Annotated in this window: 24 protein-coding genes; 11 read left to right on the forward strand and 13 right to left on the reverse strand. The window is 62.7% G+C overall.

The window, feature by feature from the left end; all coding sequences use genetic code 11:
• Nucleotides 1-29: 29 nt before the first annotated feature.
• Both C8D92_RS05160 and C8D92_RS05165 read right to left on the reverse strand, forming a co-directional pair.
• Nucleotides 30-431, reverse strand: a complete 402-nt coding sequence (locus C8D92_RS05160; RefSeq protein ID WP_095611416.1) for an NINE protein — start codon at nt 429-431, stop codon at nt 30-32.
• Nucleotides 432-537: 106 nt separating this feature from the next.
• Complete coding sequence (locus tag C8D92_RS05165; RefSeq protein ID WP_095611417.1) at nt 538-1644, reverse strand: helix-turn-helix transcriptional regulator; 1107 nt, start codon at nt 1642-1644, stop codon at nt 538-540.
• A gap of 271 nt (nt 1645-1915) precedes the next feature.
• On the opposite strand from C8D92_RS05165, the gene C8D92_RS05170 reads away from it, so the two are divergent.
• Complete coding sequence (locus C8D92_RS05170; RefSeq protein WP_095611418.1) at nt 1916-2806, forward strand: metal-dependent hydrolase; 891 nt, start codon at nt 1916-1918, stop codon at nt 2804-2806.
• Between the two features lie 130 nt (nt 2807-2936).
• Here the strand turns inward: C8D92_RS05170 and C8D92_RS05175 are convergent, their stop codons facing one another.
• The 4 genes from C8D92_RS05175 to C8D92_RS05190 all read right to left on the reverse strand — a co-directional run bounded on the left by C8D92_RS05175 (nt 2937) and on the right by C8D92_RS05190 (nt 7860).
• The gene (locus tag C8D92_RS05175) at nt 2937-3755 is read right to left on the reverse strand and encodes an SDR family NAD(P)-dependent oxidoreductase (RefSeq protein WP_116918644.1); all 819 of its coding nucleotides are present in this window, start codon (nt 3753-3755) and stop codon (nt 2937-2939) included.
• 98 nt (nt 3756-3853) lie between these two features.
• Complete coding sequence (locus tag C8D92_RS05180) at nt 3854-4897, reverse strand: AraC family transcriptional regulator (protein ID WP_095611420.1); 1044 nt, start codon at nt 4895-4897, stop codon at nt 3854-3856.
• 179 nt (nt 4898-5076) lie between these two features.
• On the reverse strand, nt 5077-6012 hold the full coding sequence (locus C8D92_RS05185; protein ID WP_116918645.1) for an alpha/beta fold hydrolase: 936 nt from the start codon (nt 6010-6012) through the stop codon (nt 5077-5079).
• A gap of 105 nt (nt 6013-6117) precedes the next feature.
• Nucleotides 6118-7860 carry an ExeM/NucH family extracellular endonuclease gene (locus C8D92_RS05190; protein ID WP_165819233.1) on the reverse strand — a complete coding sequence of 581 codons (1743 nt, stop codon included), beginning with the start codon at nt 7858-7860 and terminating at the stop codon, nt 6118-6120.
• Between the two features lie 64 nt (nt 7861-7924).
• On the opposite strand from C8D92_RS05190, the gene C8D92_RS05195 reads away from it, so the two are divergent.
• Complete coding sequence (locus C8D92_RS05195) at nt 7925-8323, forward strand: hypothetical protein (RefSeq protein ID WP_095611423.1); 399 nt, start codon at nt 7925-7927, stop codon at nt 8321-8323.
• 36 nt (nt 8324-8359) lie between these two features.
• Here the strand turns inward: C8D92_RS05195 and C8D92_RS05200 are convergent, their stop codons facing one another.
• The gene (locus tag C8D92_RS05200; RefSeq protein WP_095611424.1) at nt 8360-9250 is read right to left on the reverse strand and encodes a BrxR family helix-turn-helix transcriptional regulator; all 891 of its coding nucleotides are present in this window, start codon (nt 9248-9250) and stop codon (nt 8360-8362) included.
• 321 nt (nt 9251-9571) lie between these two features.
• Here C8D92_RS05200 and C8D92_RS05205 point away from each other — a divergent pair, with 321 nt between their 5' ends.
• The 6 genes from C8D92_RS05205 to C8D92_RS05230 all read left to right on the forward strand — a co-directional run bounded on the left by C8D92_RS05205 (nt 9572) and on the right by C8D92_RS05230 (nt 15718).
• Entirely contained in the window at nt 9572-10012 is a 441-nt protein-coding gene (locus tag C8D92_RS05205; protein WP_095611425.1) for a MarR family transcriptional regulator, read from the forward strand.
• 38 nt (nt 10013-10050) lie between these two features.
• Nucleotides 10051-11445 (forward strand): DHA2 family efflux MFS transporter permease subunit, encoded by a 1395-nt coding sequence (locus C8D92_RS05210; protein WP_095611426.1) that lies wholly within the window; start codon nt 10051-10053, stop codon nt 11443-11445.
• 178 nt (nt 11446-11623) lie between these two features.
• Entirely contained in the window at nt 11624-12613 is a 990-nt protein-coding gene (locus C8D92_RS05215; RefSeq protein ID WP_095611427.1) for a L,D-transpeptidase family protein, read from the forward strand.
• 67 nt (nt 12614-12680) lie between these two features.
• Entirely contained in the window at nt 12681-14093 is a 1413-nt protein-coding gene (locus C8D92_RS05220; protein ID WP_095611428.1) for an NfeD family protein, read from the forward strand.
• 93 nt (nt 14094-14186) lie between these two features.
• The gene (locus tag C8D92_RS05225; protein ID WP_095611429.1) at nt 14187-14984 is read left to right on the forward strand and encodes a slipin family protein; all 798 of its coding nucleotides are present in this window, start codon (nt 14187-14189) and stop codon (nt 14982-14984) included.
• A gap of 104 nt (nt 14985-15088) precedes the next feature.
• A complete protein-coding gene (locus tag C8D92_RS05230) occupies nt 15089-15718 on the forward strand; it encodes a ZrgA family zinc uptake protein (RefSeq protein ID WP_165819234.1) in 630 nt (209 codons plus the stop codon).
• On the opposite strand, the gene C8D92_RS05235 is transcribed toward C8D92_RS05230, so the two are convergent.
• Nucleotides 15710-16213: a DUF3299 domain-containing protein gene (locus C8D92_RS05235; RefSeq protein ID WP_228151204.1), complete on the reverse strand. Its 504-nt coding sequence runs from the start codon at nt 16211-16213 to the stop codon at nt 15710-15712. The two genes, C8D92_RS05230 and C8D92_RS05235, sit on opposite strands and share 9 nt — an antisense overlap.
• A 71-nt stretch (nt 16214-16284) precedes the next feature.
• Here C8D92_RS05235 and C8D92_RS05240 point away from each other — a divergent pair, with 71 nt between their 5' ends.
• Both C8D92_RS05240 and C8D92_RS05245 read left to right on the forward strand, forming a co-directional pair.
• The gene (locus C8D92_RS05240) at nt 16285-16995 is read left to right on the forward strand and encodes an ATP-binding cassette domain-containing protein (RefSeq protein WP_228151206.1); all 711 of its coding nucleotides are present in this window, start codon (nt 16285-16287) and stop codon (nt 16993-16995) included.
• Complete coding sequence (locus C8D92_RS05245; RefSeq protein WP_095611432.1) at nt 16992-18260, forward strand: ABC transporter permease; 1269 nt, start codon at nt 16992-16994, stop codon at nt 18258-18260. The genes C8D92_RS05240 and C8D92_RS05245 overlap by 4 nt, the downstream gene beginning before the upstream one ends.
• A 24-nt stretch (nt 18261-18284) precedes the next feature.
• Here the strand turns inward: C8D92_RS05245 and C8D92_RS05250 are convergent, their stop codons facing one another.
• Both C8D92_RS05250 and C8D92_RS05255 read right to left on the reverse strand, forming a co-directional pair.
• Nucleotides 18285-18698 carry a MerC domain-containing protein gene (locus C8D92_RS05250; protein ID WP_095611433.1) on the reverse strand — a complete coding sequence of 138 codons (414 nt, stop codon included), beginning with the start codon at nt 18696-18698 and terminating at the stop codon, nt 18285-18287.
• A gap of 68 nt (nt 18699-18766) precedes the next feature.
• A complete protein-coding gene (locus C8D92_RS05255) occupies nt 18767-20929 on the reverse strand; it encodes a TonB-dependent receptor (RefSeq protein WP_095611434.1) in 2163 nt (720 codons plus the stop codon).
• 139 nt (nt 20930-21068) lie between these two features.
• Between C8D92_RS05255 and C8D92_RS05260 the strand changes: the two genes are divergently transcribed.
• Nucleotides 21069-22043 carry a CobW family GTP-binding protein gene (locus C8D92_RS05260; RefSeq protein ID WP_116918649.1) on the forward strand — a complete coding sequence of 325 codons (975 nt, stop codon included), beginning with the start codon at nt 21069-21071 and terminating at the stop codon, nt 22041-22043.
• A gap of 81 nt (nt 22044-22124) precedes the next feature.
• Here C8D92_RS05260 and C8D92_RS05265 read toward each other — a convergent pair whose 3' ends face one another.
• The 3 genes from C8D92_RS05265 to C8D92_RS05275 form a co-directional block, all read right to left on the reverse strand.
• Complete coding sequence (locus C8D92_RS05265) at nt 22125-22412, reverse strand: Lpp/OprI family alanine-zipper lipoprotein (RefSeq protein WP_095611436.1); 288 nt, start codon at nt 22410-22412, stop codon at nt 22125-22127.
• A 202-nt stretch (nt 22413-22614) separates the two neighbouring features.
• On the reverse strand, nt 22615-23163 hold the full coding sequence (locus C8D92_RS05270; protein WP_116918650.1) for a L,D-transpeptidase family protein: 549 nt from the start codon (nt 23161-23163) through the stop codon (nt 22615-22617).
• Nucleotides 23164-23249: 86 nt separating this feature from the next.
• On the reverse strand, nt 23250-24971 hold the full coding sequence (locus tag C8D92_RS05275; protein WP_116918651.1) for a potassium/proton antiporter: 1722 nt from the start codon (nt 24969-24971) through the stop codon (nt 23250-23252).
• Nucleotides 24972-25069 lie beyond the last annotated feature (98 nt).

Below are 25069 nucleotides of genomic sequence, written 5' to 3' on the forward strand. Positions count from 1 at the left end.
TTCCGTGCTTTCAGTGTCTTTCCGTGGCCCTAACCCATCTGTCCGGCATTCTTCACCGACACCTGATCATTCAGCGTCCAGAAGTCATAGAGCACACCGAGCAGGAACAGGCCACCGGTGAACAGGTAGATGATGCCGGTGATCCACTTGCCCATGTACATGCGATGCACACCAAAGACCCCCAGAAAGGTGAGCAGCAGCCAGCTGATGTTGTAGCTGGTCTCGCCCTCACGGAATCTCAGGTCGGCTTCGTCGTCCATTCCCGGAATCAGGAACAGGTCCACAATCCAGCCGATCAACAGCAGCCCCAACGTCAGGAACCAGATCGTGCCCGTCACCGGCTTGCCGTAGTAGAACCGGTGGGCGCCAAGAAAGCCGAAAATCCAGAGCAGGTAGCCGAACAGTTTGCTGTGGGTATCGGTGTGGGGCATTCACGCTCTCCTGAGGCGATTCAAAACGGCATTATGTGGCCAAATAACCATCGGGGACGCAACTGACGATTCCGTAATGCGGACGGGACATTTGTCTCACGAGACACTATGGCCCCAGCTCCGGCGCCGGATCGGGGCCGTCCTCGCGGAATTCGCTCGCCGATTTGCCGGTCCACTTGCGGAAAGCCCGGCTGAAGTTGGAGAGGTCGGCATAACCCAGTTCGTAGGCGATCTCGCTGACCGACTGATTGGTGTAGCGCAGCAACTGGATGGCGCGATCCTTGAGGACTTCTTCCATGATCTCGCGGTAGGTGGTTTCCCGGTCCGCCAGGCGACGCTTGAGCGTCCGCGAGGAGACGAAGAAGCGCTCTGCCATTTCTTCGAGCGACGGCAGCGGGCCCGGCATCGTCTGCAGCATGTTGCGGATGGCGATGACGATGTCGCCCTGCTCCTTCAGTGCCTTCTGCAGTTCGAACTCACACTGGCTGCGGGCCATCTCCGATGCGTCCGCATCCGCCAGCCGCATCCGGATCTTCAGAAAGTCCCGCGGGAAGATCATCATTTCCGTCTCGCGTCCGTACTCAAACCGGACCGGCAACTGATCGGCGAAATAACGGTAGTAGGGCGGCTCCGCACACGTCAGACGCGCCGAGACGCCGGGCAGCTTGCCACCCTCCAGCTCAAAGCCGTGAGCCCGGGCATCCTCCGGGTCCACCAGCTGTTCGGCCAGCATGACGAGCGTCGCCATGACCGTTTCCGCCAGAAAGTGATACAGGGAGGGCACATCAAACTCGGTGCGCATCTGCACCAGCGTCTCCTGCTCCATCTCGCGGATGATCACACTGAGGAACGGGGCCCGAAGCTGGAGGTAGCGACGGACCGAGTCGAGGGCGCCTTCCACGGTGGGACTGGTCAAGGCCGCAAACCCCAGGGTGCCATGGATCGTGACGCGCAGCTCGCGCGCCAGTGCGAAACTCAGGCCCTGATCGCCGGCAAGGGCCACCGCGCGTTCGGCCATCAGGATCGCATCGGTCACAAATATCCGGCTGTCCGTGGCCTGCAGGTCGTCCCGCGTGAACCCCAGTCCCTCGTAGAGTGGCCGGTCATCATGGCCGAGCTGGCGAACCGTATCGCCCATTACACGCATATAGACCCCCGGCACGAGAAACATGCCCAGCATCTGACGTTCACGTTCCGCACGGGTATTGGCCATTGGCGATCCTTCTGTGGTTTGTCCGAAAGGGCAAAGGTTTTGTCCCCTCTGGCAATGATGCTAACAGAACCCCACCGCCCGCTCTATTCGGTTCTCCGCCCGGCCCGGGCCGTCAGCTCAGTCAACCCGGGACAGGCTTGTCCCAATATCCACGAACCGAGTCCTTTTTGCGCATGGCGCCACCCGCTTGCAAAGACGACACTAAATCCAACACAAGAGACACCGCCAATGCGAGTCTGAAATCGGCTCACTGGCAGGCAGGAGGAGTAACATGAGCACAGCAACGGCTGAAAATACGACAACCACGCGGACACCGGAAAACGTCACCATCAAACCCCAACGCATGGGCTTTGAGTTCGACAACACGGTGCCGAAGTACTGGCTGGACAACAGCCCGTTCCTGAGCCACATGATGAACGCGCTGTCGGTCCTGTTCCCGCAGGGGGAGCAGTTCTTCGTGGATTCGGTGCGCTACTACCGGGACCAGATCAATGATCCGAAGCTCAAGAAGGAAGTGGCCGGCTTCATCGGGCAGGAAGCCATGCACTCACTCGAGCACGTCGCCATGAACCAGCACGTGCGCGATCAGGACATGCCGGTCGAGGAGCTGGAGCATCACCTGCGGCTGCTGCTCCAGGGCTTTGCCAAGCGCCTGCCCAAGCGCCACCAGCTCGCGATCACCTGCGCCCTGGAACACATGACCGCGATGATGGCGGACATGCTGCTGGAGCGCAGCGATGTGCGTGAGGACATGCACGAGACCATGCGCCCGCTGTGGGTCTGGCACGCGATTGAGGAAACCGAGCACAAGGCGGTGACCTACGACGTGTTCCAGCAGGTCGGCGGCACTTACCTGGAGCGCTCCTTCTACCAGATCGTCAGCACCTCGCTGCTCGGCGTCATGACCGCCTACTTCACGGTGCGCATGATCTGGAACGACAAGCGCAGCTTCTCGGTGAAGGACACCGCCAAGGGTCTGTGGCGCATGTGGGGCGTGGACGGCGTTTTCTCCAGCCTGATTCCGACCTGGCTGGAATACTTCAAGCCGGGCTTCCACCCCTGGGACCACGACAACAGCGCCCTGATCGAACGCTTCAAGGCGGACATCCTGGCCTACGCGGCCCCCGAATACCGCGATGGCAATCGCCGCAAGCTGAACTGATCCGTCAGTTCCAATAAAAAGGGGTGGGTCTTGACGACCCACCCCTTTTTTTGTGCTGGGACAGCCTATGATCCGGAGGGGCACGTTAGGTTAGGTTGACGGTGAGCGGTCCTCGGGTCGCAATCGGTGCTCAGGCCCCGTAAAGACTCTTTTTCGAGAATCGGGCCACCAGAGACTGGTAGCCGGCGCCGAGCGCCCGGTTGATCGCATCGATGCCCCAGGCATCCGGACCAACCAAGATACGGGATTCGTTCTTGAGAATGCCCCGGATAATGATCTCGGCCGCCTTCTCGGGCGTGGTCATGGCCAGTTTTTCGAACCCTTCACGCTGGGCATCGGCATTCTCCGACTTGCCCATCCGGGCCGACCGCGCAATGTTGGTGCGAATGCCACCAGGGTGGACGCAGCTGACCGCCACCGGCTGTTCCTCAATGGCCATTTCCTGGCGCAGGGCTTCGGTAAAGCCACGCACCGCGAACTTGGCCGAGTTGTAAGCGCTCTGCTTGGGCACCCCGATGAGGCCGAACACGCTGGAGACATTGACCACGTGGCCATCACCGGAGTCGATCAGGTGCGGCAGGAAGGCGCGCGTCCCATGGGCAACCCCCCAGAAGTCGATGTCCATGATCCACTGGAAGTCCTCGTCGGTCATCTCCCGAACGGAAGCAGACAGGGCCACACCGGCGTTATTGATGACGAGGTTCACCTGACCGAAGTCCCGCGCCACTTCCTCGGCATGGGCGTAGATCGCGTCCCGGTCGGACACGTCCAGGTGGTAGGTTTTCACGGTCGCCGTACCACAGGCTTTTGCTGTTTCCTGCAGCCCGGTGTCGTTCACATCCGACAGCGCAAGCTGGCAGCCCTTTTCCGCCAGCTTTTCCGCCAGAGCCCGACCGATACCGGAACCGGCGCCTGTCACCACCGCCACGCGGTTCTCGAGATGCTTCATGGTGTCACCCCTTGTCGTGAATAGAGTAAAAACTCTACCACATCGTGCGGTCACCGATATGGCCAAAGGGGAAAGATGAGAGTGTCACAAGGGCCGATTCAGCTCGCGCGGGACAAGGCACGCTGCCCACTCCGATACGCGCTGGGGCTCAGGTCGGTCCAGCGCTTGAAGGCCCGGGTAAAGTTGGCCGCATCGGCATACCCAAGCACATCCGCAATCTGACTCAGGCTCATGCAGGTATTGCGCAGCAGCCCGCGCGCACGATCCAGACGGACCTCGTCCACCAGGCTCTGGAAGCTGGCGTCTTCCTCCTGAAGGCGCCGCTTCAGGGTGCGCTCGGACACATAGAGAATGCCGGCGACACGACCGAGTTTGGGCGGGAAAGGGTAGCTGGTTTCAATGACACGGCGGACACGGGCCGGGAACCCCGCGTCCTCGGTCAACTGACGCAGGGCCTGCTCGCACTGTTCGCGGGAGACGGCCGCCGCCTGCTCATCGCTGAACCGGATCGGCGTAGCCAGTTCGGAAGAGGGGATCACGATCGCATCGCTGTCGGACTCATAGTCGACCGGCAGCGGCACCCGATGATGAAAACGCTGGAAATACGCCGGCTCGCGACCACGACGACGGACCCGCGCGCCAGGAACCGGAACGCCCAGTAGCTGGGTGCCCATATTGACACAGCTGAACAGCATGGCATCCATGATGAATCCGCGCAGCGGCCCCAGATCCACCTCGCTGTCGACGGTCAGAACGGTATGGCTACCGTCGTCCTCGCGGGTTACCCGGATGTAGGGCGCCCGCAGGGCCAGGAAGCGGACCATCACGTCCAGCGCTTCACCCAGCGTACGACTGTTCATTGCAGCGATGCCCAGTGAGCCCTGCAGTGGCAGGCGCATCTCACCCGCCACCAGAATGCCCAGTCCCGGCTCGCCACTCTCCACGACAGCCCGCGTGACGAATTCGCTGGCCTGGGACATGGAGACCCGGACGTCGCGCGATTTGAGACGCTCGGGATCCAGTCCAACCTGAGTCAGCAGCCCGTGGTCATCCACGCCCCGGGCGCGGAGCAATTCGGCGATGGTGTGCAGGTAGATGGCAGGCAATCCCAGGTCCCGCACGTGATTCACAGCGGCCGGCATGATAGTTCCCCGTTTCAGCGTCATTATTGTGATGTCGACTGATTATGAACTGAACAGAGCGTCCACCCCATGACCGATGTGACGGTATACAGAAGTGGCAAAGTCAATCGGGGATCGAGACGACCTTTGGCAGTTTTTGGGCGCACTATTGTGCGCCAATTTCTAACAGCGAGGAGCGGTCAGCCGGCGTGGTGCCGACGCACGAATCGGATCAGAACATCCGCGGACTGGCGCGGACGCTCAATCATGGGCAGGTGCCCCACGCCCCGGAAGACATGGATCTCAGCCTGTGGTGTGTGGTGGCGGAAATGATCCACACAACCAGGCGGCGTGACCCGGTCCCGGTCGCCCCACATGACCAGCAGCGGGCTGACGTCCGGGTCCAGAACCCGGACGGCGGCAAAGGGATCATCGCACAGGTCGGAGAAAACATGGCGGTTCTGGCCGGACCGTCGCATCAGGTCGGTGCCCAGCGCGCCCATCATGGCGAGACTCATGGCGTTGGGGCGGCCGTCCCCGACGCCGTGGAACATGCGATACACGCCCTGCCAGTCCTCGGGCATCATCAGGGACCCGTCCCGGTCCGGCGTCCCATTGAGGTCCACATCCGCATGGGCGGGAATCGCCGCGCTGTTCAGCACCGACAGGGACGCCACCCGATCCGGTGCTTCCCCGCGCATCATGGTGGCGATGCCGCCACCCATGGAGCTGCCGACCAGATGCACCGGCCCCAGATCCATCGACGCCAGCCAGTCAAGCAACCGCCGCGCCTGAGCCACATAACCGTAATCCGCCCCGGGCTGGTAGTCGCTTTCGCCAAATGCCGGCAGGTCTACGGCCAGCACGTGCCAGTCCTTCGGCAGCATGGGGAGCCAGAGCGCCCAGTTCTCCTTCATGGCCGCCAGGCCATGCAGCAGGACGACCGTCGGCCGATCCGGCGACGGATGACCCTGTTCCAGCCAGACGATCCGGTGACCGTCGACCTGATCCTCACGTCGCCGCGCCCGTTGCAGAACCCGATGGCCCGCCCGCAACAGTGGCCAGGGATCCGGCCAGCGGACCATCTGCTTCAGGGTGTCGCGAATCGTATGGGTCAGGGAGGTGTCCACGGACATGAGGGCTCCTGCGAATGGTTCAGACGGAATGAGTGTAACGCCCCGGCAATGTTCCGGAATGGCTGAACGTACCGGCCCCGGCGACGGCTCGGCAAACCGGCAAGGTCAGGGCCGGAGCCGCAGATCCAGATAGACCGGATCATGGTCGGACGAACGCCAGGGGCCGGGCTCGAACAATCGCTCAGCCCGCCCCTTCGGATGGTACTCAAGATTGTAGTCCAGCGCCCGGGGTTCGTTCGCATTGATGGCCCAGACACCATAATCGTCAACGCGCGAATGGCCAGCCTGATCGATCATCAGGTAATCAAGCGTGCCGGCGCGGCCCCGATAGCGATAGGTGGGCGGCGGCGGGTTCACCGGCACGCCATAGCCGGCGGCCTGCAAGGTCCGGATCGGGTCTTCACGGACATAGCTGTTGAGATCGCCGCCGATAACGGTCGGGACTGCCCTATCAGAGCTGGACAGGGCGCTGGCAAGCTGTTTCGCCGAGGCCATCCTGGCCGCGCTATAACACCCCTGACCGTCGCCAGCCGCCCGGTTCGTGCCGGTCGCCCCCTGGCAGCGGCGCGACTTGAAGTGGTTGGCGGCCACCCGGAAGAGCTGCCCGCTATCGACCGGCCGGAAACGCTGAATCAGCGGCACCCGGCTCAGGGCGTCAAAGGGGCCTCCGGTGACGGTCTCGGGCTCTCCCACCGTTCTGATCCGATCGGCCCGATACGCCAGGGCGACCCGGATCGCATCGGTGCCGGGACCGCCCCGCCCGGGGAGGACCCACCGCCAGTCTCCGTCCAGTAGCCGGACCAGCTCCGCCAGTGCCGCATGACGACCGGCGCCATCATTTTCCACTTCCGACAACACGAGAAGATCCGCATCCAGCCGGTCAATCGCCGCCACCAGCTTGGCACGCTGACGCTGCCACTCACGGGCCGTGTCCGCCCCTCGCTCTGTCGGGAACCCACTGCCCTGACCGTCACCATTGAACAGGTTGCCGAGATTGAACGACACCAGCCGATAGACCCCCGGCTCCGTCGGCCCTGGCGGTTTGGGTCGTTCATTGCCCGCCAGCGCCCTTGGTGGCTGCATCGGCTGCAGGCGCCACTCATCGTAGCGATAGTCGAGCACGGCAGACTCAATGCCCAGCCGCATGCCGGCCCGCAGCGTGCGATCGGCTGACAGGCCCGCTTCGGGCGGGTGGACCATCACCGGATTCTGGACCGCCCGGGCATCGTCCAACAGCAGCCGGTGTTTCGACTGCCGCGCCTTCAGTTCCAGGGCCGCCGGACCGGGCGACCGCGTTCGGGTGGGCTGATACTGGGGGGCCAACGCCAGTGTGACCGTGCCAAACCGGGCCAGCTGATAGGTATCGATCACGGTCAGCGGACTGTCCGAGCCGACGCGCATGCCTTCCAGCCGCTCGGCGTTCCGGCCGGACAGAGGCCAGGCCGTCATCAGTGATTCCGGCGCCGGGAGCGTCGCCGGTCCACAGTCGGTCACATCATGGACGGGTGACAGCTCGGTCAGCCCTTCGTATTCCTTGACCACGCCAGTCACACGCGCCCGTCGCCCTGTGCCGGACTGCGAGTCACGGGTATAGACGAACACCGCCTCTGACGTGGCGGGGTCGTCATCCGCCCCCGATTCCCCCGATTGCAGGTAGAAGCCCCCGAGACCGGTCTTGCCACGGGCATCCAGCGTCACGATGCCTTCCACCGTCACGGTGTCGCCTGCCATCGGCGAGGTCCAGTCGTCCCCCTGAACGGCCGAAATCGGGGTAGCGGGGTCGCCACACTGGCCCGCAACGACGCCGGGGAACAACAGCAGTAAGAGCAGGGACGTCCTGTTAGCCATTCGCGCGGCCGGTCCTGTTTCGGTAGGGTTTCCGATAGTGTCATCAGAGGTGGGAGGCATTGCAATGAATGGCATGATCGTCTGGATCGCGCTGGGGCTGGCCGCGATCCTTGCCATCGCCCTGATTCAGAAACGCCGCAAGGACCAGTCGCTGGGTGCCCTGAAACGAAGCGGTTTCCGACCGGACCAACACTGGTCGTCCGCCATCTCACTGGTGACCGAACAGGGTACAAAGCGCTTCGCCATCGTCTGGCCCGGGGACTACCGGGTCTATGACGCGCACCAGCTACTCGGCGTGGACCTGAAAAGCCATGAGATCGACGAAGGCGGCGGGCAGCACAAAGTGGTTCTGCGGCTGGAGGACCCGGATCACCACAGCGTCGCCTTGCCCACTGGCAACAACCGACGCCGTGCCGAGCAGTGGGCGGAGGAGATCCGCGCCTGGCATCGCTCGCTGCGATAGCCCCCACCGCTGCGAGACACCCACGTTTGCAGAGGTTCAGGACGCCGAGGCGATGCCGGCCAGCTCCTCCTGACCTAACAGGGGTGTCAGTTCCTCCGTATTCGCCAGTTCCAGCTCCAGATCGAGCGTTGGAGAATGGGCCAGGCCGGCCTGGTCCAGAATCCAGGGCACCAGTGCGGCCCGCACGTCCAGGACCATCCGGCCCTCTGCCATGCCGTAGTCGTCAGCGATCACCGACTGGGCACCATCGCTCAGGTGACGGGCCGGACGAATCACCAGCCGCGCCTGTGTGTGCCAGCTTTCGTCGTCGTCACTGTGGTGCTGGCTGCGACGGGCAAGCAACCGCGGCTCCCCGCGCAGGCGGTGCACCAGGCGATTACAGAAGGCGTCAGATGCCTGACTCCAGCCACGCACCAGCCAGCTGCCCCGATCGCACACCAGATGGTGCGGCTCAAACCGCTCCGACCAGCCACTCGGGCACTCCGGCGACACGACCTGCAGGTCCACGCAGCGACCCTCCCGGATGGCACGCACCAGCCCGCGAACCATCTCCGGCCGGGCCTGTCGGCGGATGACCGGAACCACCCCCGTGTCAGGCGCGCCAATATCCAGCGACTCAAACGTCTGACTCAAGGCCTCGTGGCGCCCCAACAATTCCTCATACTCTCCGGGCTCGCCACGCGTCACAGCCGGTTGGAAGTCAGACGCCGGCACATAGCCCTTGCGATGACGGTCATACGCCAGGTTGCCCGGCGCCACCTCGCGCAGGTAGGTGTTGATGTCCTTGGAGGCCTGCTGACGGCCAATTCCGAACGCGTGGCAGATGTGGTTGGTCGTCAGGCGCCCTTCCCACAGAGCGATGATTTCAATCAGCCGGTAGCGCAGCAGCAGATCCCAGCGAATGGGCCAGTCTGTTTTCTTCATCATGCAATCTTGCTCAATAACGCGTTGGGACACACCCGGCCAAATCCCTGGCCAGCCTTCAATCTTCCGGCATCCTACCAACTTTGATGCCAACCGGTGGTTACGCCTCATTAATGTTAAACATCGTTAAATCCGGGGTAAAAGGCACGTCCTGACAGGCGACTTTCGGTTTTCACCCACTCGGGCCTCTTTACCTGACGGGTTTCTGTTGGAACAATTAGCAAACTATTATGGCGTCATATCAAATGGCGCACCGCGTGTCAGTCCACGACTGATGGCGGCCGATGCGATCTGTTAACGCGATTTCCAATGGAGTATCCCCGCATGAGAGACCAGTTTCCATTCGCCGTCGCACGAGTGACCCGGCGCTGGCGTAAAATGCTGGATGAACGCCTGAAAAACCTCGGCGTTACCCAGGCCCGCTGGAGCACCATGTTCTACCTGGAGCGCGGCGGCGAAGGGCTGACCCAGCGGGAACTGGCCAATCTGATGGCGATCGAGAACCCGACCCTGGTCCGTCTGCTCGACAGCCTTGAGAAACAGGGCCTCATCGAACGCCGCCCGTGCGAGCACGACCGGCGGGCCCGCCGGCTGTTCCTGACTGACGAGGGCCACCGGTTCATGAACGACATGAACACCCGGGCACAGGCCATGCGGGAGGAAATGCTGGACGGCATCCCGGATGAGAAGATCGCCGTGGCGCTGGAGGTCTTTGAAGGCATCCTCGCCAACAGTGAAAAGATCAAGGAGAACCCGGACCAGTAAGTCGTCACACCGACCGCCCCCAACCAAGTGGAGACGTTTTGACCGACTTCACGCTGGATGCCCTGCGGGAGCGCCACGGCGATCAGTGGCGATGGTATGCGGTGGCCACCGTCATGCTCGGCACCATGGCCACCGTCCTCAGTGCCACCATTGTCAATGTGGCACTGCCCGACATCATGGCGGATTTTGCCATCCACCAGGGCATTGCCCACTGGTTCGCAACCGGCTTCATTGCCGCCATGACGACCAGCATGCTGGCCACCGGATGGTTTCTGGACCGGTTCGGTCTGCGTCGCACCCTGGGCGCGGCCATGGCCCTTTTCACACTGATTTCCGTGGCGGGCGGTCTGGCACCGTCCCCTGGCTGGCTGATTCTCACGCGGGTCGGACAGGGGGTCATGGCCGGTCTCATGCAACCAATGGCCATGTACCTGGTCTTCCGGGTTTTCCCCAGGGATCAGCGTGGCCGCGCCATGGGCATCTACGGGATGGGCGTGATTCTGGCGCCGGCGCTGGGACCGGTCCTGGGCGGGTTTCTGGTGGATCAGCTCGACTGGCGCTTCGTGATGTTCGCGCCAGCACCTGTCACGCTCCTGGGGCTGTTCATGGTCCGGCGCTTCATCCCGCATCCGGTCAATCCGCTCCGGCATGTCCCGTTTGATGGGGCCGGCCTTCTCTGGTTGTCACTGACCATCGCCCTGTCGCTGGATGCCCTTAACCGGCTGCAACATGGCAGCCAGCAAGTGCCGGTTATCGTGGCCGAAATCGTCCTGACACTGCTTTCGCTGGCCCTGTTCGTGCGCCGGGAAAGGCGCGCAACACACCCACTGATGCATCTGCCGTTGATGGCCCAGCCGGCGTTCCGCGCCGCCTGCCTGGGTGCACTGGCGCTTGGCCTCGCCCTGTTCGGTTCAACCTACCTGATCCCGTTATTTGTCCAGTCACCGCCGCTGTCCTACAGCGCAACCGATGCCGGCTTGCTGATGCTGCCGGCGGGGGTTGTCCTGGGCATCGTGTTCCCGGTCGCCGGCCGACTCGCCGACCGTCGGCCGGCGCGCGGCCTGATTGTCGCGGGCATTCTGATCTTTGCCGTCTCCACCAGCCTGTTCGCGCTCTCGGACATCGCGCTCGGATTCGGATGGCTGGCGCTCTGGGCCGTCATCGGCCGCATCGGTCTGGGCTTCATGCTGCCGGCCCTGTCCACGGGCGCACTCAACCCGCTGGCCACACAGGAACTCGGTCATGGCTCTGGCATCATCAACTTCATGCGGATGCTCGGGGGCGCCTACGGCGTCAATGCCGCGGCCCTGACACTGGCCTTTGGCGATCAGCGCAACGGCATGCCCACTGTTGAGGCGTTCCACGCGGTCTGGTGGCTGATGACCGGCTGCATCCTGCTGGCGCTGGTCCCCATCCACAGACTTCGCCAGTGACCGACCGGGACCGGCTATCGACACGCCGCGGGATGACAGGGTTGTCATACCCGCATGGGGCCGGATGATGTTATTCTCCAGAGCGTCTCCGGCCATTCGGCCGAGCTGTCATGCCGGGCCCGACCCGGTATCGCTCGTCGGCCCGGAGCCGGGCATGGTATGGACTTGAGGCATTGGAATGACAGTTCTTCGCATCACCGTTCTGCTGACCGCTCTGAGCGTTGTTGGGATGACGGCGGCTGAACCGGTGGAAAACGGATTGACACGCCAGCAGCAGGCCGGGGCTGACAAGCCCCGCCCACTCGACATCCAGGGCGATCTTGCGGGATCGACAAGGACGCTGACGACCGAGTACGAAGACACCTTTGCCGATATCGGCGATAGCCACAGCCTGGGGTTCATGGAACTCGTTCAGGCCAACCCCGGCGTTGATCCGTGGCTGCCGGGGGACGGCACCCGCATCACACTGCCGACCCGCTACGTGCTGCCGGACAGCCCCCGACAGGGTATCGTGATCAATCTGGCCGAATTCCGTCTTTACTACTTCACGGAGCAGGGCGTGCGGACGTTTCCAGTAGGCGTGGGCAAGTCCCAGACGCCATCGCCGCTGACCGAAACCCAGGTCACCATGAATCTGGAGTCACCCGCCTGGTATCCACCGGCCAGCATCCGCGCGGAGTACCGCCGTGACGGCACGCCGCTACCGCGGATGGTCCCGCCTGGCCCCGACAATCCGCTCGGACCCTTTGCCATGAAACTGGCCGCTGATGGTTACCTGATCCATGGCACCAACAAGCAGTTCGGGGTCGGCATGCCGGTCAGCCATGGCTGCATCCGGATGTACAACGACGACATCGCCAGCATCATCTATGATGTGTCTAAAGGGACACCGGTCCGATTCATCGATCAGCCCGTAAAAGTGGGTATCTCCCAGGGCAAAGTCTGGCTGGAAGTGCACCGATCGGGTGAATCCCTCGGAGCGTCTGAAAAGGATCGCCTCTGGCGGTCGGTGATGACCGAGATGGACAAGCTGCTGGGCAAACATCCGGACATTGAATTCCGTCGCGCCGCCGTAGAGCTGGCCATTGACCAGGCGGAAGGCGTCCCAGTGATGGTGGGCGAGCAGGTCACGACCATGGCCAAAGCCGACACCCAGACGGATTCCTGACCAGCCCTGCCGAATGCACCATGGGCCGGACTGGCCGGGTTCCGCATTTTGAGACAGGAGCTGCCGCATGCCCCGATCCCTACGATCCGGTCTGCTCATCACCCTTCTGACAGGACTGATCCTGTCGGCCTGGAGTCTCGCGCAACCCTCCAGTGACCGGCAGGCCCATCTGCTCACGATAGAGGGGGCGATTACCCCCGCCACCGCCGACTACCTCCTTCGTGGCCTGGAGCGCGCCGAGGAAAAGGGCGCCGGTCTCGTTATCCTCCAGATGGACACGCCGGGCGGGTTAATGACGGCAACCCGCGACATCATCCAGAGCATTCTCACCTCCCCGGTACCGGTCGCCACCTACGTGGCTCCCTCCGGCGCCCGGGCCGCCAGCGCCGGCACGTACATTCTGCTTGCCAGTCATATTGCGGCCATGGCCCCTGCCACCCAACTCGGCTCGGCCACACCCGTTCGGATGGGAGGCATGCCAGGCAGCGAGGACCCACCGCCGGATGCCACCGAACCGGAAGGCGATCAAAACGGAAAAGGCACAGAGATACCGGACAACAGCGACCAACCGGCGGCAAAGCCGGGCATGGATGAAAAAATGCTGGAAGACGCCGCCACCTACATCCGCGAGCTGGCCAACCGCCATGGTCGCAACGCCGACTGGGCGGAGAAGGCGGTGCGCAAGGCGGTCAACCTGGGCGCCGCCGAGGCGGTCGATATGAATGTGGCCGACCTCACAGCACCCAGTGTCTCCGCGCTGTTGACGGCGATTGATGGCCGCACGGTCGTGATGTCAGACGGTGAGCAGACCCTGTCCACCGCCGACATGACCGTCAAGCGTGTCGACCCGGACTGGCGCACCCGACTGCTGTCGGTGATCACCGATCCGAACGTCGCCTACTTCCTGATGATCATCGGCTTTTACGGCATCATCTTCGAACTGGCCAACCCCGGCAGCCTCGTGCCAGGGGTGATTGGCACCATCTGCCTGATCCTGGCGCTGTTCGCATTCCAGGTTCTGTCGGTCAACTATGCGGGGCTCGCACTGATCCTGCTGGGGCTGGCGTTCATCGTCGCCGAGGCGTTCATGCCCAGCTTTGGCATACTGGGCATCGGGGGACTGGTCGCCTTTGTGGTGGGATCGGTCATACTTATGGACGGGCAGCACCAGGCCGTCTCCCTCCCCGTGATTGGCGGTACGGCCGCCGTGGCGGGCGCTTTCCTGCTGTGGGTGGTCACCCGCTTCCTGGCACTGCGCCGACGCCCCGTTGCCGGCGGACCGGAGCGGATTCCCGGCGAAATCGCGCTGGCTCAGGATGGGTTTGAGCAGGCCGGAGATGGCCGCTATCACGGCCATGTCCAGATGCACGGTGAACGCTGGAATGCCATCAGTGATGCGCCGATCGCGGCGGGCGCACAGGTCCGGGTGAACCGGGTGGACGGGCTGACGGCTCAGGTCTCCCCGACTGACGGTGAGTAACAACGGCATGGCCGCCATCATGGACGGCCATCACAACACACATGCTGATCATCAGCGGAGCGTTCCCCAACGTCCCGAAAAGGAGGCGCATTTATGCTTGGCAGTCTGATTCCCTATGTGGCACCAACCGTGTTGGTGCTGATCGTACTGGCCGCGGCCATTCGCATTCTGCCGGAATACGAGCGCGGCGTGGTCTTCTTCCTGGGGCGCTTCCAGGGCGTCAAAGGACCGGGCCTGATTATCGTGATTCCGGGCATCCAACAGCTCACCCGAGTCGATCTGCGGGTCATTGCACTCGATGTGCCCGAGCAGGATGTCATTTCAAGAGACAACGTCACCGTCAAGGTCAACGCGGTGCTGTACTTCCGCGTGGTCGACCCGGAACGGGCCATCATCCGGGTGGAGAACTTTGCTGGGGCCACCAGTCAGCTTGCCCAGACGACACTGCGTTCGGTGCTCGGCAAACACGACCTGGATGAAATGCTGACCGAGCGGGACCGGCTCAACGACGACATTCAGGAAATCCTGGACACACAGACCGAGGAGTGGGGCATCAAGGTCGCGAACGTGGAAATCAAGCACGTGGATCTGGATGACTCCATGATCCGGGCCATCGCCCGGCAGGCCGAGGCCGAGCGGGAACGTCGCGCCAAGGTGATTCACGCCGAGGGCGAACTGCAGGCCTCTGAAAAGCTCGTCGAAGCGGCACGCGTTATGGGCCAGGAATCCGGCTCCATGCAGCTGCGGTACATGCAGACCCTGTCGGACATGAGCACCAGCAACAGCTCTACCATTGTCTTCCCTCTGCCGCTGGACATGATGTCGCATTTCATGGGCGGCAACACCCCAGCCAAAGGCGCATCCGGGAGCCCGGACACCGACAAGGCATGATCGGTAAGCGACCGTGGGCACTGCGCCCTCGCCCACGGTCCACGCTTGACGTCGATCGCGTTTCGATCATAATAGTAATGTTATTACATTTCCTGGAGTTCGCAATGTCTACCCGAAACCGATCAGGTGCCCACCTTGCTCTCATGCTTGGCTTACTGACAACCAGCGCAGCGTTCGCCGCCGCTGCCAGCAACCCCGGCGCCCATGAGCATGGCAAGGCACGGCTGGAAGTGGCCATTGAGGGGCGCACCGCAATCATCCGATTTGAGTCGCCAGCCATGAACCTGGTCGGTTTCGAGCATGATCCGCGCACGCCTGAGCAACGTCAGGCGATCACCGACGCCACCGGGCACCTGGAACACCACGCCCTGCTCGACCGAAGCGGCGATACCTGTGCCATCACCGACAGTCGCGTCGAACGGCTCGCCGGGCGCGCTGATCCGGAAACGCATCAGGCCGATCACGGGGACCACGGTGATCACGGAGAGCAAGACCACCATGAGGCACACAGTCACCATGACGACGATGACCACGCAGAGGCATCCAGCCACAGCGAGTTCCATGTCATGCAGACGCTCGCCTGTGACGAGCCGCTGGCCGGCCAGACACTGACCACGGGTCTCTTCACCGAATTTGCGGGAATCGAGGTGATTGAGGCGGCCTGGGTCTCTGGAAGCGGACAGGGCGGCGCGAGCCTGACGACCGATCGACCGACCCTGACGCTGTCACGGTGACGGGGCCTCTTCGTAGGGCTCGATCGACTCGGCGGTGACCGCATAGGACGCCTCGGCCACGTCATTGCTCATGGATTCGGTGCGCAGCACGCCCTCAATCCAGATCGGGTTATAGAGCGCCTCGATCTGGAATCCATCGTCATAGGTGACGTGAATGATCTGATTCGGCGGGGGTGGCGGTACGTGGATACACGCCCCGTAATAGGGCACCAGAAAGAACTCAGTGATGGTCTGGTCCGGGCTGGCGGTCAGGGGCACGACAAACCCGGGGATCCGGATGGGCGTCTGATCCAGTTCCGTTCGCACGCGCCCCTCCATGATGGCGTCCGGAAGCTGAGGCGGTCCATCGCCGGTGTGCTCAATCTGTGGCATGGTTTCCAACATCTCCAGATCCTCTGGCGGCATCAGCTCCGGCCATTCCATTTCCTGCCACTGTTCTGCGGTGACAGCCAGGCTGATTGACGAGAGGACCACGAGTACGATGGCACTGCTCAAACGGTGACTCCGGCTCAATGACACGCTCCTTTACTGGATGAATTGACTGGATGAATTGGACAACGGCAACGATGACCACCCCTGATGATGCCCGGACGGCAAGCGCTGTTCTTACAATCAACAACATGCATTTCCAGTGGCCCCGCAACGCCACCGCCTGGCACATCCCTGACTTGCAGTTACGGGCCGGCGAACACGGCTTCCTGCACGGGGCCAGCGGCTCCGGCAAAAGCACACTGCTGGCTCTGCTCGCCGGCCTGACCGTCCCCCAGAGCGGCAAGATCACATTGCTTGGGCAGCACTTTTCCAGTCGCTCCCGACGCCAGCGCGACCGGCTGCGGGCCGATCACATCGGCATTATCTTTCAGCAGTTCAACCTTGTGCCATACCTGCCCGCGATCGACAACGTGCAATTGCCCGGACACTTCTCGAGACGCCGCCGCGAACGCGTTCATGACGCACTCTATGACGCCGCCCGGCACCTGCTCCAGACGCTCGCCGTACCGGAATCGCTCTGGCGATCACCGGTCACCGCGCTCAGCGTCGGGCAGCAGCAGCGCGTAGCGGCCGCGAGGGCATTACTGGGCGCGCCCGAGCTGATCCTGGCGGACGAACCCACCTCAGCTCTGGACACCGACAATCGCGACCGGTTCCTTGAATTGCTGATGGACCAGGCCCGCCAGGCCAACAGCACCATCGTGTTTGTCAGCCACGACCCGGCCCTGGGCAGACGCTTCTCGCAGCATCATGACATGCAGCAATGGCAGGAGGTGCCCGCATGATGGTCCGCACCACCATCCGGCTTGCACTGGCCAGCCTTTGGCATCGTCGAGGCACACTGTCTCTGGTGGTCCTGACTCTGACGCTGAGCGTCTCGCTGCTGCTCGGTGTGCAGTACCTGCGGACCGAAGTGAAGCAATCGTTCGTCAGCACCATCAGCGGCACGGATCTGATTGTCGGAGCCCGCAGCAGTCCACTGAACCTCCTGCTCTACTCCGTGTTCCATGTGGGCAACGCCACCAACAACGTCCGTTGGTCAACGTATCAGGCCATCCGCCAGAACGATGCGGTGGACTGGATGGTGCCCATGTCCCTGGGCGACTCCCACAAAGGCCACCGGGTGGTGGGCACCACCACCGGGTTTTTCGAGCACTTTGAATATGGGCAGGCGCAACAGCTGACCATCTCACCCGGTCGCCCGTTTTCAGACGTTTTCGACGTCGTGATCGGGGCGGATGTGGCCCGCGAGCATGACTATCAGCTGGGCGACGAGATCATTCTCTCGCACGGCACAGGCAGCACCAGCTTCGTAGAGCACGACGACAAACCCTTCACCGTCGTCGGCGTTCTCGATCCAACCGGAACACCGGTCGACAACGCTCTGTACGTCAGCCTTGAGGCCATAGAGGCCATTCATCTGGGCTGGCAGGCTGGGGTCCCGGTGCCAGGGCAGACCACCTCGGCGGAACAGGCCCGCCAGGCCGATCTCACGCCCGGTGAGATCACCGCCGCGCTGGTGGGCGTCAAGCGCAAGGTACTCACCTTCCGCCTCCAGCGCACCTGGAACCAGTGGCACGATGAGCCGCTCACGGCGATCCTGCCGGGCGTGGCCCTATCCCGCCTATGGCAGCTTCTGGATGGTTTTGAGACCGCACTGCTGGCCATCACCGGGTTCGTGGTCGCGACCAGTCTGGTGGGCATGACCGCGGTGCTGCTCACCACACAGGCCCATCGCCGTCGCGAAATGGCCGTCCTTCGCGCCATCGGTGCCCCTCCGGGACTGATTGCGGCGTTGTTCAGTATTGAATCGGTCCTGATCGCGATGGTCAGCGTCGCGCTGGCACTTGGCGCCAGCTACGGCGGGCTCACCCTGATGATGCCGCTGATTGAGGCCCAGCTCGGGCTCCGGCTATCACTCCGTCCGCTCAGCGCCGTCGAGTGGGGGCTGCTTGGCGCCGTGCCGCTGTGCGCGCTGCTGATATCGCTGGTGCCGGCGCTTCGGGCCTACCGACGGAGCCTGATCGACGGACTGATGCCCCGGGAGTGATCCCGGGGTGTCGTCTCCAGCCACTCAGCATTCACCGGCCTCATGATCACAGTGATCCTGCCGACACAGACGATGGTTGCGCAGATGACTCACACACAGCAGTCCAGCGCCTGAAAGCGTAACGAGTTTCTCGCCCCATTCACCAAAGAGGCCGTGTCCCCAGAAAGCCGCGACCGTCATGACGGTCAGGCCCGCCAGTGCATAGCCCCAGACCTGCCGGTCGCGGTGACGGGAGCAGCCAAGGCCGACGGCCAGAAGACTGGACGGGATGACGAGCCAGAGCAGGGCACGGTGGAAGGCAGCATCACCCAGAAACGATGCCCCCAGAGTCGGAATCAGAACCAGCGCAAACGGCAGTAACAGGCAGTGCAGCGCGCACAGTGTCGACATGCCAATGGCAAGCCGATCCAGCCATTGAGACGGTACCGCAGAGCCCATTGCGAGTCTCCTTTCAGTCTGTTGGTCGGGCGGGGCATGGTCGCCCCGCGCATTCCAAGTGGTTTGAATCAACCGCCCAGCGGCACGCGCAGGGTGGCACTGACATTCCGGCCCTGGCTCAGGGCATAGCCCTTATAGGTGTCGAGAAAATCCCGGTAGCTCTCGTCGGTGAGATTGCGGACGGACAGATCAATCCGGACCGGTTTGCCAGAGCGGCGCCCCACCCCGAAACCGACACCCAGATCGGCGACGGTGTAGGCGTCCGTTGAGGCGGTTCCGAACGGCGCGTTATCGAACTGCGCGAACGGCTCACCCGGTGCCGCATCCTTCGAGGCATTGTGGCGGACGCCAAGACGGACATACGGGCTGCGCAGCCATCCCAGGTGGCCCGGCCGCCAGACACCCTCGACCAACACCTCATCGGCCGGCTGGAGCGGCAGATCATTCCCTGTCCGGTCGTTTTCACCGTTCACCGTGCTGTAGGTGGTTCCCAGCTCGAGCGTATCGGTGAGCTGAGCGGTTGCCGTCAGCTCAGCCCCCGTCAGGACCGCATCGGTCTGCTGGTAGCTGAACACGGGCAGACCATTCTGGGTGGTCCCGGTGTCCTGCAGGAAGATGTAATGGTCGATGACGTTGCGGTAGACCGTGGCGCTGGCACTCAGACGCTCGGATCGCCAGCGCAGAGCCAGATCGGTATTCAGGGATTTTTCCGCCTCCAGATCCGCGTTGCCCTGCTGGACGGCCGCCACTCCGGCGTGCACCCCATCGGCGTGCAGCTCGAACAAGGTGGGCGCCCGGAAACCGCGACTGATGTTGCTCGCCAGGGTGAGCTGATCCGTGATCGCGTAGGCGCCCCCGACAGACCCGGTCGTGACGGCGTAATCGTTCTCATCCTCGCTGGCAAACGTGGTGGGTGCGGCAGTTTTGCTGCTTTTTGCCACCGTTTCCGTCCAGTCCTGACGCAGGCCAGCCTGAAGCGTCAGACGACCAATCGTGCTTTCCTCAAAGGCAAAGACGCCCACGTTCGTCACCGTCCCGCCCGGCGTCAGCTGGGTGCTGCCCCGTGACACCTGATCCCTGGTCCGGTATGCCACGCCGAGGCGACCACCATCCAAAAGCCCGATCTGCTTGTGCCGGGCTTCCACGCGGGTGGTGTACTGGTCAAACTCAATATCGATGGTCCCGTCGAACAGTTGGTCACGTGGCGTGCCGGCCGCGTTCGACTGGCGCAGATTGTTCTGCCAGACCAACGTGGGCTCCACCGTCCAGGTCGCATCAACCGGCAGACGGGCATCCAGGCGGATGTCGTCATTTTCGAGATTCTGTCCCACCCCTTCCGGGCCCTGCGAGGGCGGCTTGTTACCAGCCGGTGGGGGCAGGAGAAAATTCTGCTCATTCCGCCAGCCCGTGTAACGAAGCCGGATCTCACCGAAACCGGCCCGATAGCCAACGCCCACCTGACCGTTCAGCTGATCGAAGTCGGTGTAGTCCAGCGTGCCGGTGTAGGCCGGCGCACGACGCTTTTCCGGATCACTGGGAGGCGGCGGGAAAAAAGTCGGATCATCCGGCACTGTGAGATTGTCCGCGTTGCGGCGGATGATGCCACCCGCGACTGTCCAGCGATCACCGCGGGAGCTGGCCTTCAGGCCCAGATCGCTCTGATCGTTGTTGGTGGCGTAACCCAACAGGGCGTCACCACTGGAGTGACGTTCACCATCCTCGCTGAATTCGAGTGCCAGAGGCGCCACGTTGACGGCACCCCCGATCGCATCGGAGCCATACAGCAGGCTGGCGGCTCCGCGAACGACTTCAATCCGGTCACTCAGGAACGGCTCGATGTTCGGGGAGTGACGAGTCCCGAACTGCTGGTGATCCACACCAATACCACCGGACAGCACGCGAACCCGATTCCCGGACAGCCCCCGGATGACTGGCTTACCCACCTGATTGCCCGCGCTGACGGTATCCACGCCCGGCATGTCATCCAGCATGTTGCCCAGAGACGTTGCTTCCCGACGGTCCTTTTCAGCACCCTGGAGGACATCCACCTGGGCCGCCTGCATCAGGGGCGACCCCGGAGCCGGCGCGCCGGCCTCAACCACGATTTCTTCCAGTGACTGAGTCGATGGGACCGGTTCGTCCTGAGCCCACCCCATTGGGGCTGTCACCACCAGGCTGACCGAGCCGGCCAGTACCAGCGATCGACCCGGAACCGCTTGCTTGAATCTCATTTGACCTCCAAACATGTTATAACATTGCAATAAATGCCGACATCTGTCAGCTGAGCATCTGCTCTGCCACTCAATGCGCTCGAGAATCATAAACGATATGTTATAACATATTTTATGCGCAACCCTCAGCGAGGAATGAATGCACAAACAGATTCCAACGAACCTGATCTTCGGCTTCCTGGGCAGCGGTAAAACCACCACCATCCAGAGCCTTCTGGAGCGCAAACCGGCCAGCGAACACTGGGCCGTTCTGGTCAACGAATTTGGCGAGGTGGGCATCGACGGTCAGTTGCTGGACCAAAAGGGTGCAACGATCCGGGAAGTCCCCGGCGGATGCATGTGCTGCGTCGCCGGACTACCGATGCAGATGGGGCTGAATATGCTCATCAAAGCGTCCAGCCCCGACAGGCTTCTGATCGAACCCACCGGGTTGGGTCATCCGCACCAGATCCTTGAAACGCTGACATCGACCTTCTATCAAGACGTCCTTGATATCAGGACGTGTGTGACGATCATTGACCCGGCCAAACTCGACAACCCGAAGGTGCTCGCGAACGAGAACTTCCGGGCACAAACCGACATCGCCGATGTGCTGATCGGGAACAAGACCGATCATTGCGATGAGCCCACCCTCGCCGGGTTTGAGCGCTGGGCCCACTCACAACAGCCCCCGAAACGACGGGTACACCAGACGACGCAGGGGCGGTTTCCGCCCGAATGGCTGGACGAGCGCCATGCCGATCTGTCGATCACACCGCCGGTCGGTCATGCCACGCACGACGCACCGCCCCGACGGCAATGGGAAGATCTTGACTCCGTGCCCTGGCAACAGGCGTTGAACCAGGGTGAGGGGCACTTCAGCTGCGGCTGGCGCATTCACCCTGACACACAACTGGACTTCGCCGGGTTGCACGCTCTGGCGCACGAACCCCAATGGCGACGCTTCAAAGGGGTTCTGAACACAACCGAAGGCTGGCGGGCCATCAACGCGGCAGGGGAAACCATCACCACGTCAGAAGTGCCAGAACAATCCGAAAGCCGCCTGGAGATTATCACCGATCATCTCATTAACGGGCAGCAGCTGGATGCCCGCCTGAAACGCCTGAGCCAATAAAAAACCCGCGTGACCGATTCAGGTCACACGGGTTTTCTTCAGGCCACTGGTGGCGGACACCACCAGTTATCCAGCCGATACTTACTTCATGCTGGCCTTCTGAAGCATACGCTTGGCGCGCTCGTTTGCCTCGTCAGCAGACTGCTGTGCATCCATGGCAGCGGCCATGGCTTCTTCTGCCTTGGCATACGCAGCGTCGGCGCGGCTCTCAGCGGAATTGGCAGTGCTCAGAGCGTTGCTGGCGGTCTGCTCGGCAGAGTTCGCCGTGGACATCGCGTCATCAATGGCTTCCTGGTTGTTACCAGTGCTGGCGCAACCCGCGGTCAGGGCCGTGGCCATTGCAATACCTGCGAAAGTGAGCTTACGCATTGTCTTACCCCTTGTTGGTGTTGATGTCTTCCTCCGGGAAGAGGTTTCGTCGGATACGAGTCTCCGGTCAAACCCGGCTCAGTGTAGAACACTGTATGACCAAAGAGAAACTGCAAAACAGTGTAAATCCATACGTCTAACAGCGCCAGCCGGCTTACCGGATTGTAAGCCTGCCGCAAGGAACCCGGGACTGCTATTCGTGTCACGGCAGAATACGGATTTCGGTTCCATCCGAGACCAGGGACCAGATTTCATCCATGGCCTGATTGCTGACTGCAATGCAGCCATCCGTCCAGTCCAGCCCCTCATAGGCAAAGGCCATGTCATCAGCCTCGTTCGGCAGGCCGTGAATCATGATCTCACCGCCCGGATCGAGCCCCCAGGCGCGTGCCAATTCCAGATCCTCTGCGTTCGGGTAGGAAATGTGAATGGACTTGTAGTAATCGCTGTTCGGGTTGCGCCAGTCGAGCGTGTATCGGCCTTCCGGCGTGCGCTCGTCCCCTTCCCAGAGCTTATGCCCCTCGGGGCGATCACCCAGCGAGATCCGGTAGCGGCGCAGAATCTTCTCGCCGGACATCAGCAACAGCTCCCGGTCTCCCTTTCGCACGACGACCTCGGAGACCGGCGGCGATGTCCCCGTTTTCGTGCTCTCAGGCACCGACTCATAGCGCGTGTTGGCCATGGCCAGCTCATCGGCAGCCGCCGGCCATGCCAGTAACGTCGCGATCAGTAGGCAGAGCGTTCTGAACATCCGATTACCGTCAACCTGATAACTAACGAGTTCGTTTATAGCATAGAGCAGCTGACGGAGCGATGAACGGATCGACACCCACGGCCTCACGAGCGAGCGCCCTCGTCCATCCTTAGGCCAACCCGCGTCACCCGGTCCGCCTCCGTCTCGCGAGCAACCAGGGTGACGGGACCGAGACGCACGCGATCGCCCACCACAGGGTGACCCTTGGTACGCCGGGCAAAGCAGTCCGCCAGCGTCAGTTCCGGAGACAACGCATCGAACTCAATACCGTAGACCTCTTCCACGTCACCGAGCAGCGCGTCACCGTTGAGCACGAAGTCACCGAAGAAAGCGCGCTGAGCCAAATAGCGTGGCGGCTCACGACCGCTGAGCGAGCGCCCCAGCTCATCCAGCGCGGCGGGTCGGGCGAATACGGCGACGACATCCCCTTTGCCCACGGTGAGCGCCGGCTCCGGGTGCAGGCACTCCCGTTCGCGAAACACCCCGGCCAGATCACTGCCCTCCGGCAGGTTGAGCCGACCCACCGGACAGGGGCGCTCCCAGCGCTCGCCCTGCAACGGAAACAGCATCAGCTCATGGTCACCGGCGGCTGGCACATCCAGCGGCAAACGCCGGTGGGGTTCCCCGGCCGCCGGAACCTCCAGCTCGAGCCAACGGGCGAGTGACGCCAGCGAACTGCCCTGAACGACCAACGACACCAGCACCACGAAGAACGCAATGTTGAAAATCAGTCCTGCTTCGTCAATGCCGTGCATAACGGGGAACAGCGCCAGCACGATCGGGACGGCACCGCGCAGGCCCACCCAACTGATGAACGACAGTTCCCGGAGATTGAAACTGAACGGCCAGAGCGTCGAGAGAACGGCCAGCGGGCGGGCCACCAGAATCATCACCAGAGCCAGCACCAGTCCGCCACCGGCCAGGGGCAGAAGCTGGCTGGGGTTCACCAGCAGCCCCAGAATCAGGAACAGCGACATCTGGGCCAGCCAGGCCAGCCCGTCGTGCACCTGCAGAATCATTGGCATCATCCGGACGTGACGGTTGCCGAGCACCACGCCGGCCAGATAGATCGCCAGGAAACCGCTGCCGCCCAGCAGGTTGGTCGCGGCGAACAGCGCCAGACCATAGGCAGCGACCAACAGGGGGTAGAGGGCAGGCATCAGCCTGGCGCGGTTCAGGACCCAAACCATCGAACGGCCCCCAACAATACCGAGCACCGACCCAATCCCGAACTGCTCCACCAGCAGGAGCAGGCTGCTCCAGCCCGAGGCCATGTCACCGTCGATCAGCGTGACGAGCAGCAAGGTGAGGAAAATCGCCATCGGGTCATTGCTGCCGGATTCGATTTCCAGCGTCGCCCCGACCCGCTCATTGAGGTGCAACCCCCGGCCCTGTAGAAGGGAGAAGACCGCCGCGGCGTCCGTGGAAGAGATGATGGCGCCGATCAGCGCGGCCGTCATCCAGTGCAGATCAAACAACCACCAGGCGGTCACCGCCGCGACGGTCGCCGTGATCAACACGCCGATAGAGGCAAGCAGCAGTGCGGGCCTCAGACCAACCCGAAAGGTCTCCGCCCGGGTCCGCATCCCGCCATCCAGAAGAATCAATGCCAGGGCGAGGTTGCCGACGACAAACGCCAGCTCAAAATCGTCAAAGGCCAGACCGCCGGGGCCGTCCTCCCCCATCAGCATCCCGACTACCAGGAAGATCAGCAGCACCGGCATGCCCAGCCGACTGGACAGGGGGCTGAGCAGGATGCTGATCACCAGCATCAGAGCACCGATCAGAATCAGTGTCGGGTCCATCGAGTCTCCCTTTGGCGAGGATCGTGACGGGCTGCGGCGGCGGCCCCGGGAGCCTGCGCAGCAGACAGTCGCACCGCTGCGGACCATTGTAACGGCTT

Source organism: Tamilnaduibacter salinus, from assembly GCF_003096655.1.
Taxonomy (GTDB): Bacteria; Pseudomonadota; Gammaproteobacteria; order Pseudomonadales; family Oleiphilaceae; genus Tamilnaduibacter; species Tamilnaduibacter salinus.

What these genes read in the sequence shown, in the direction of transcription:
- C8D92_RS05245 (WP_095611432.1), top strand. Translation starts at nt 16,992, where the DNA reads ATGATGGTCCGCACCACCATCCGGCTTGCACTGGCCAGCCTTTGGCAT.
- C8D92_RS05270 (WP_116918650.1), bottom strand. Translation starts at nt 23,163, where the DNA reads ATGTTCAGAACGCTCTGCCTACTGATCGCGACGTTACTGGCATGGCCG.
- C8D92_RS05175 (WP_116918644.1), bottom strand. Translation starts at nt 3,755, where the DNA reads ATGAAGCATCTCGAGAACCGCGTGGCGGTGGTGACAGGCGCCGGTTCC.
- C8D92_RS05195 (WP_095611423.1), top strand. Translation starts at nt 7,925, where the DNA reads ATGAATGGCATGATCGTCTGGATCGCGCTGGGGCTGGCCGCGATCCTT.
- C8D92_RS05250 (WP_095611433.1), bottom strand. Translation starts at nt 18,698, where the DNA reads ATGGGCTCTGCGGTACCGTCTCAATGGCTGGATCGGCTTGCCATTGGC.
- C8D92_RS05185 (WP_116918645.1), bottom strand. Translation starts at nt 6,012, where the DNA reads ATGTCCGTGGACACCTCCCTGACCCATACGATTCGCGACACCCTGAAG.
- C8D92_RS05190 (WP_165819233.1), bottom strand. Translation starts at nt 7,860, where the DNA reads ATGGCTAACAGGACGTCCCTGCTCTTACTGCTGTTGTTCCCCGGCGTC.
- C8D92_RS05215 (WP_095611427.1), top strand. Translation starts at nt 11,624, where the DNA reads ATGACAGTTCTTCGCATCACCGTTCTGCTGACCGCTCTGAGCGTTGTT.
- C8D92_RS05205 (WP_095611425.1), top strand. Translation starts at nt 9,572, where the DNA reads ATGAGAGACCAGTTTCCATTCGCCGTCGCACGAGTGACCCGGCGCTGG.
- C8D92_RS05255 (WP_095611434.1), bottom strand. Translation starts at nt 20,929, where the DNA reads ATGAGATTCAAGCAAGCGGTTCCGGGTCGATCGCTGGTACTGGCCGGC.
- C8D92_RS05200 (WP_095611424.1), bottom strand. Translation starts at nt 9,250, where the DNA reads ATGATGAAGAAAACAGACTGGCCCATTCGCTGGGATCTGCTGCTGCGC.
- C8D92_RS05220 (WP_095611428.1), top strand. Translation starts at nt 12,681, where the DNA reads ATGCCCCGATCCCTACGATCCGGTCTGCTCATCACCCTTCTGACAGGA.
- C8D92_RS05230 (WP_165819234.1), top strand. Translation starts at nt 15,089, where the DNA reads ATGTCTACCCGAAACCGATCAGGTGCCCACCTTGCTCTCATGCTTGGC.
- C8D92_RS05275 (WP_116918651.1), bottom strand. Translation starts at nt 24,971, where the DNA reads ATGGACCCGACACTGATTCTGATCGGTGCTCTGATGCTGGTGATCAGC.
- C8D92_RS05240 (WP_228151206.1), top strand. Translation starts at nt 16,285, where the DNA reads ATGACCACCCCTGATGATGCCCGGACGGCAAGCGCTGTTCTTACAATC.
- C8D92_RS05160 (WP_095611416.1), bottom strand. Translation starts at nt 431, where the DNA reads ATGCCCCACACCGATACCCACAGCAAACTGTTCGGCTACCTGCTCTGG.
- C8D92_RS05265 (WP_095611436.1), bottom strand. Translation starts at nt 22,412, where the DNA reads ATGCGTAAGCTCACTTTCGCAGGTATTGCAATGGCCACGGCCCTGACC.
- C8D92_RS05260 (WP_116918649.1), top strand. Translation starts at nt 21,069, where the DNA reads ATGCACAAACAGATTCCAACGAACCTGATCTTCGGCTTCCTGGGCAGC.
- C8D92_RS05180 (WP_095611420.1), bottom strand. Translation starts at nt 4,897, where the DNA reads ATGCCGGCCGCTGTGAATCACGTGCGGGACCTGGGATTGCCTGCCATC.
- C8D92_RS05225 (WP_095611429.1), top strand. Translation starts at nt 14,187, where the DNA reads ATGCTTGGCAGTCTGATTCCCTATGTGGCACCAACCGTGTTGGTGCTG.
- C8D92_RS05170 (WP_095611418.1), top strand. Translation starts at nt 1,916, where the DNA reads ATGAGCACAGCAACGGCTGAAAATACGACAACCACGCGGACACCGGAA.
- C8D92_RS05165 (WP_095611417.1), bottom strand. Translation starts at nt 1,644, where the DNA reads ATGGCCAATACCCGTGCGGAACGTGAACGTCAGATGCTGGGCATGTTT.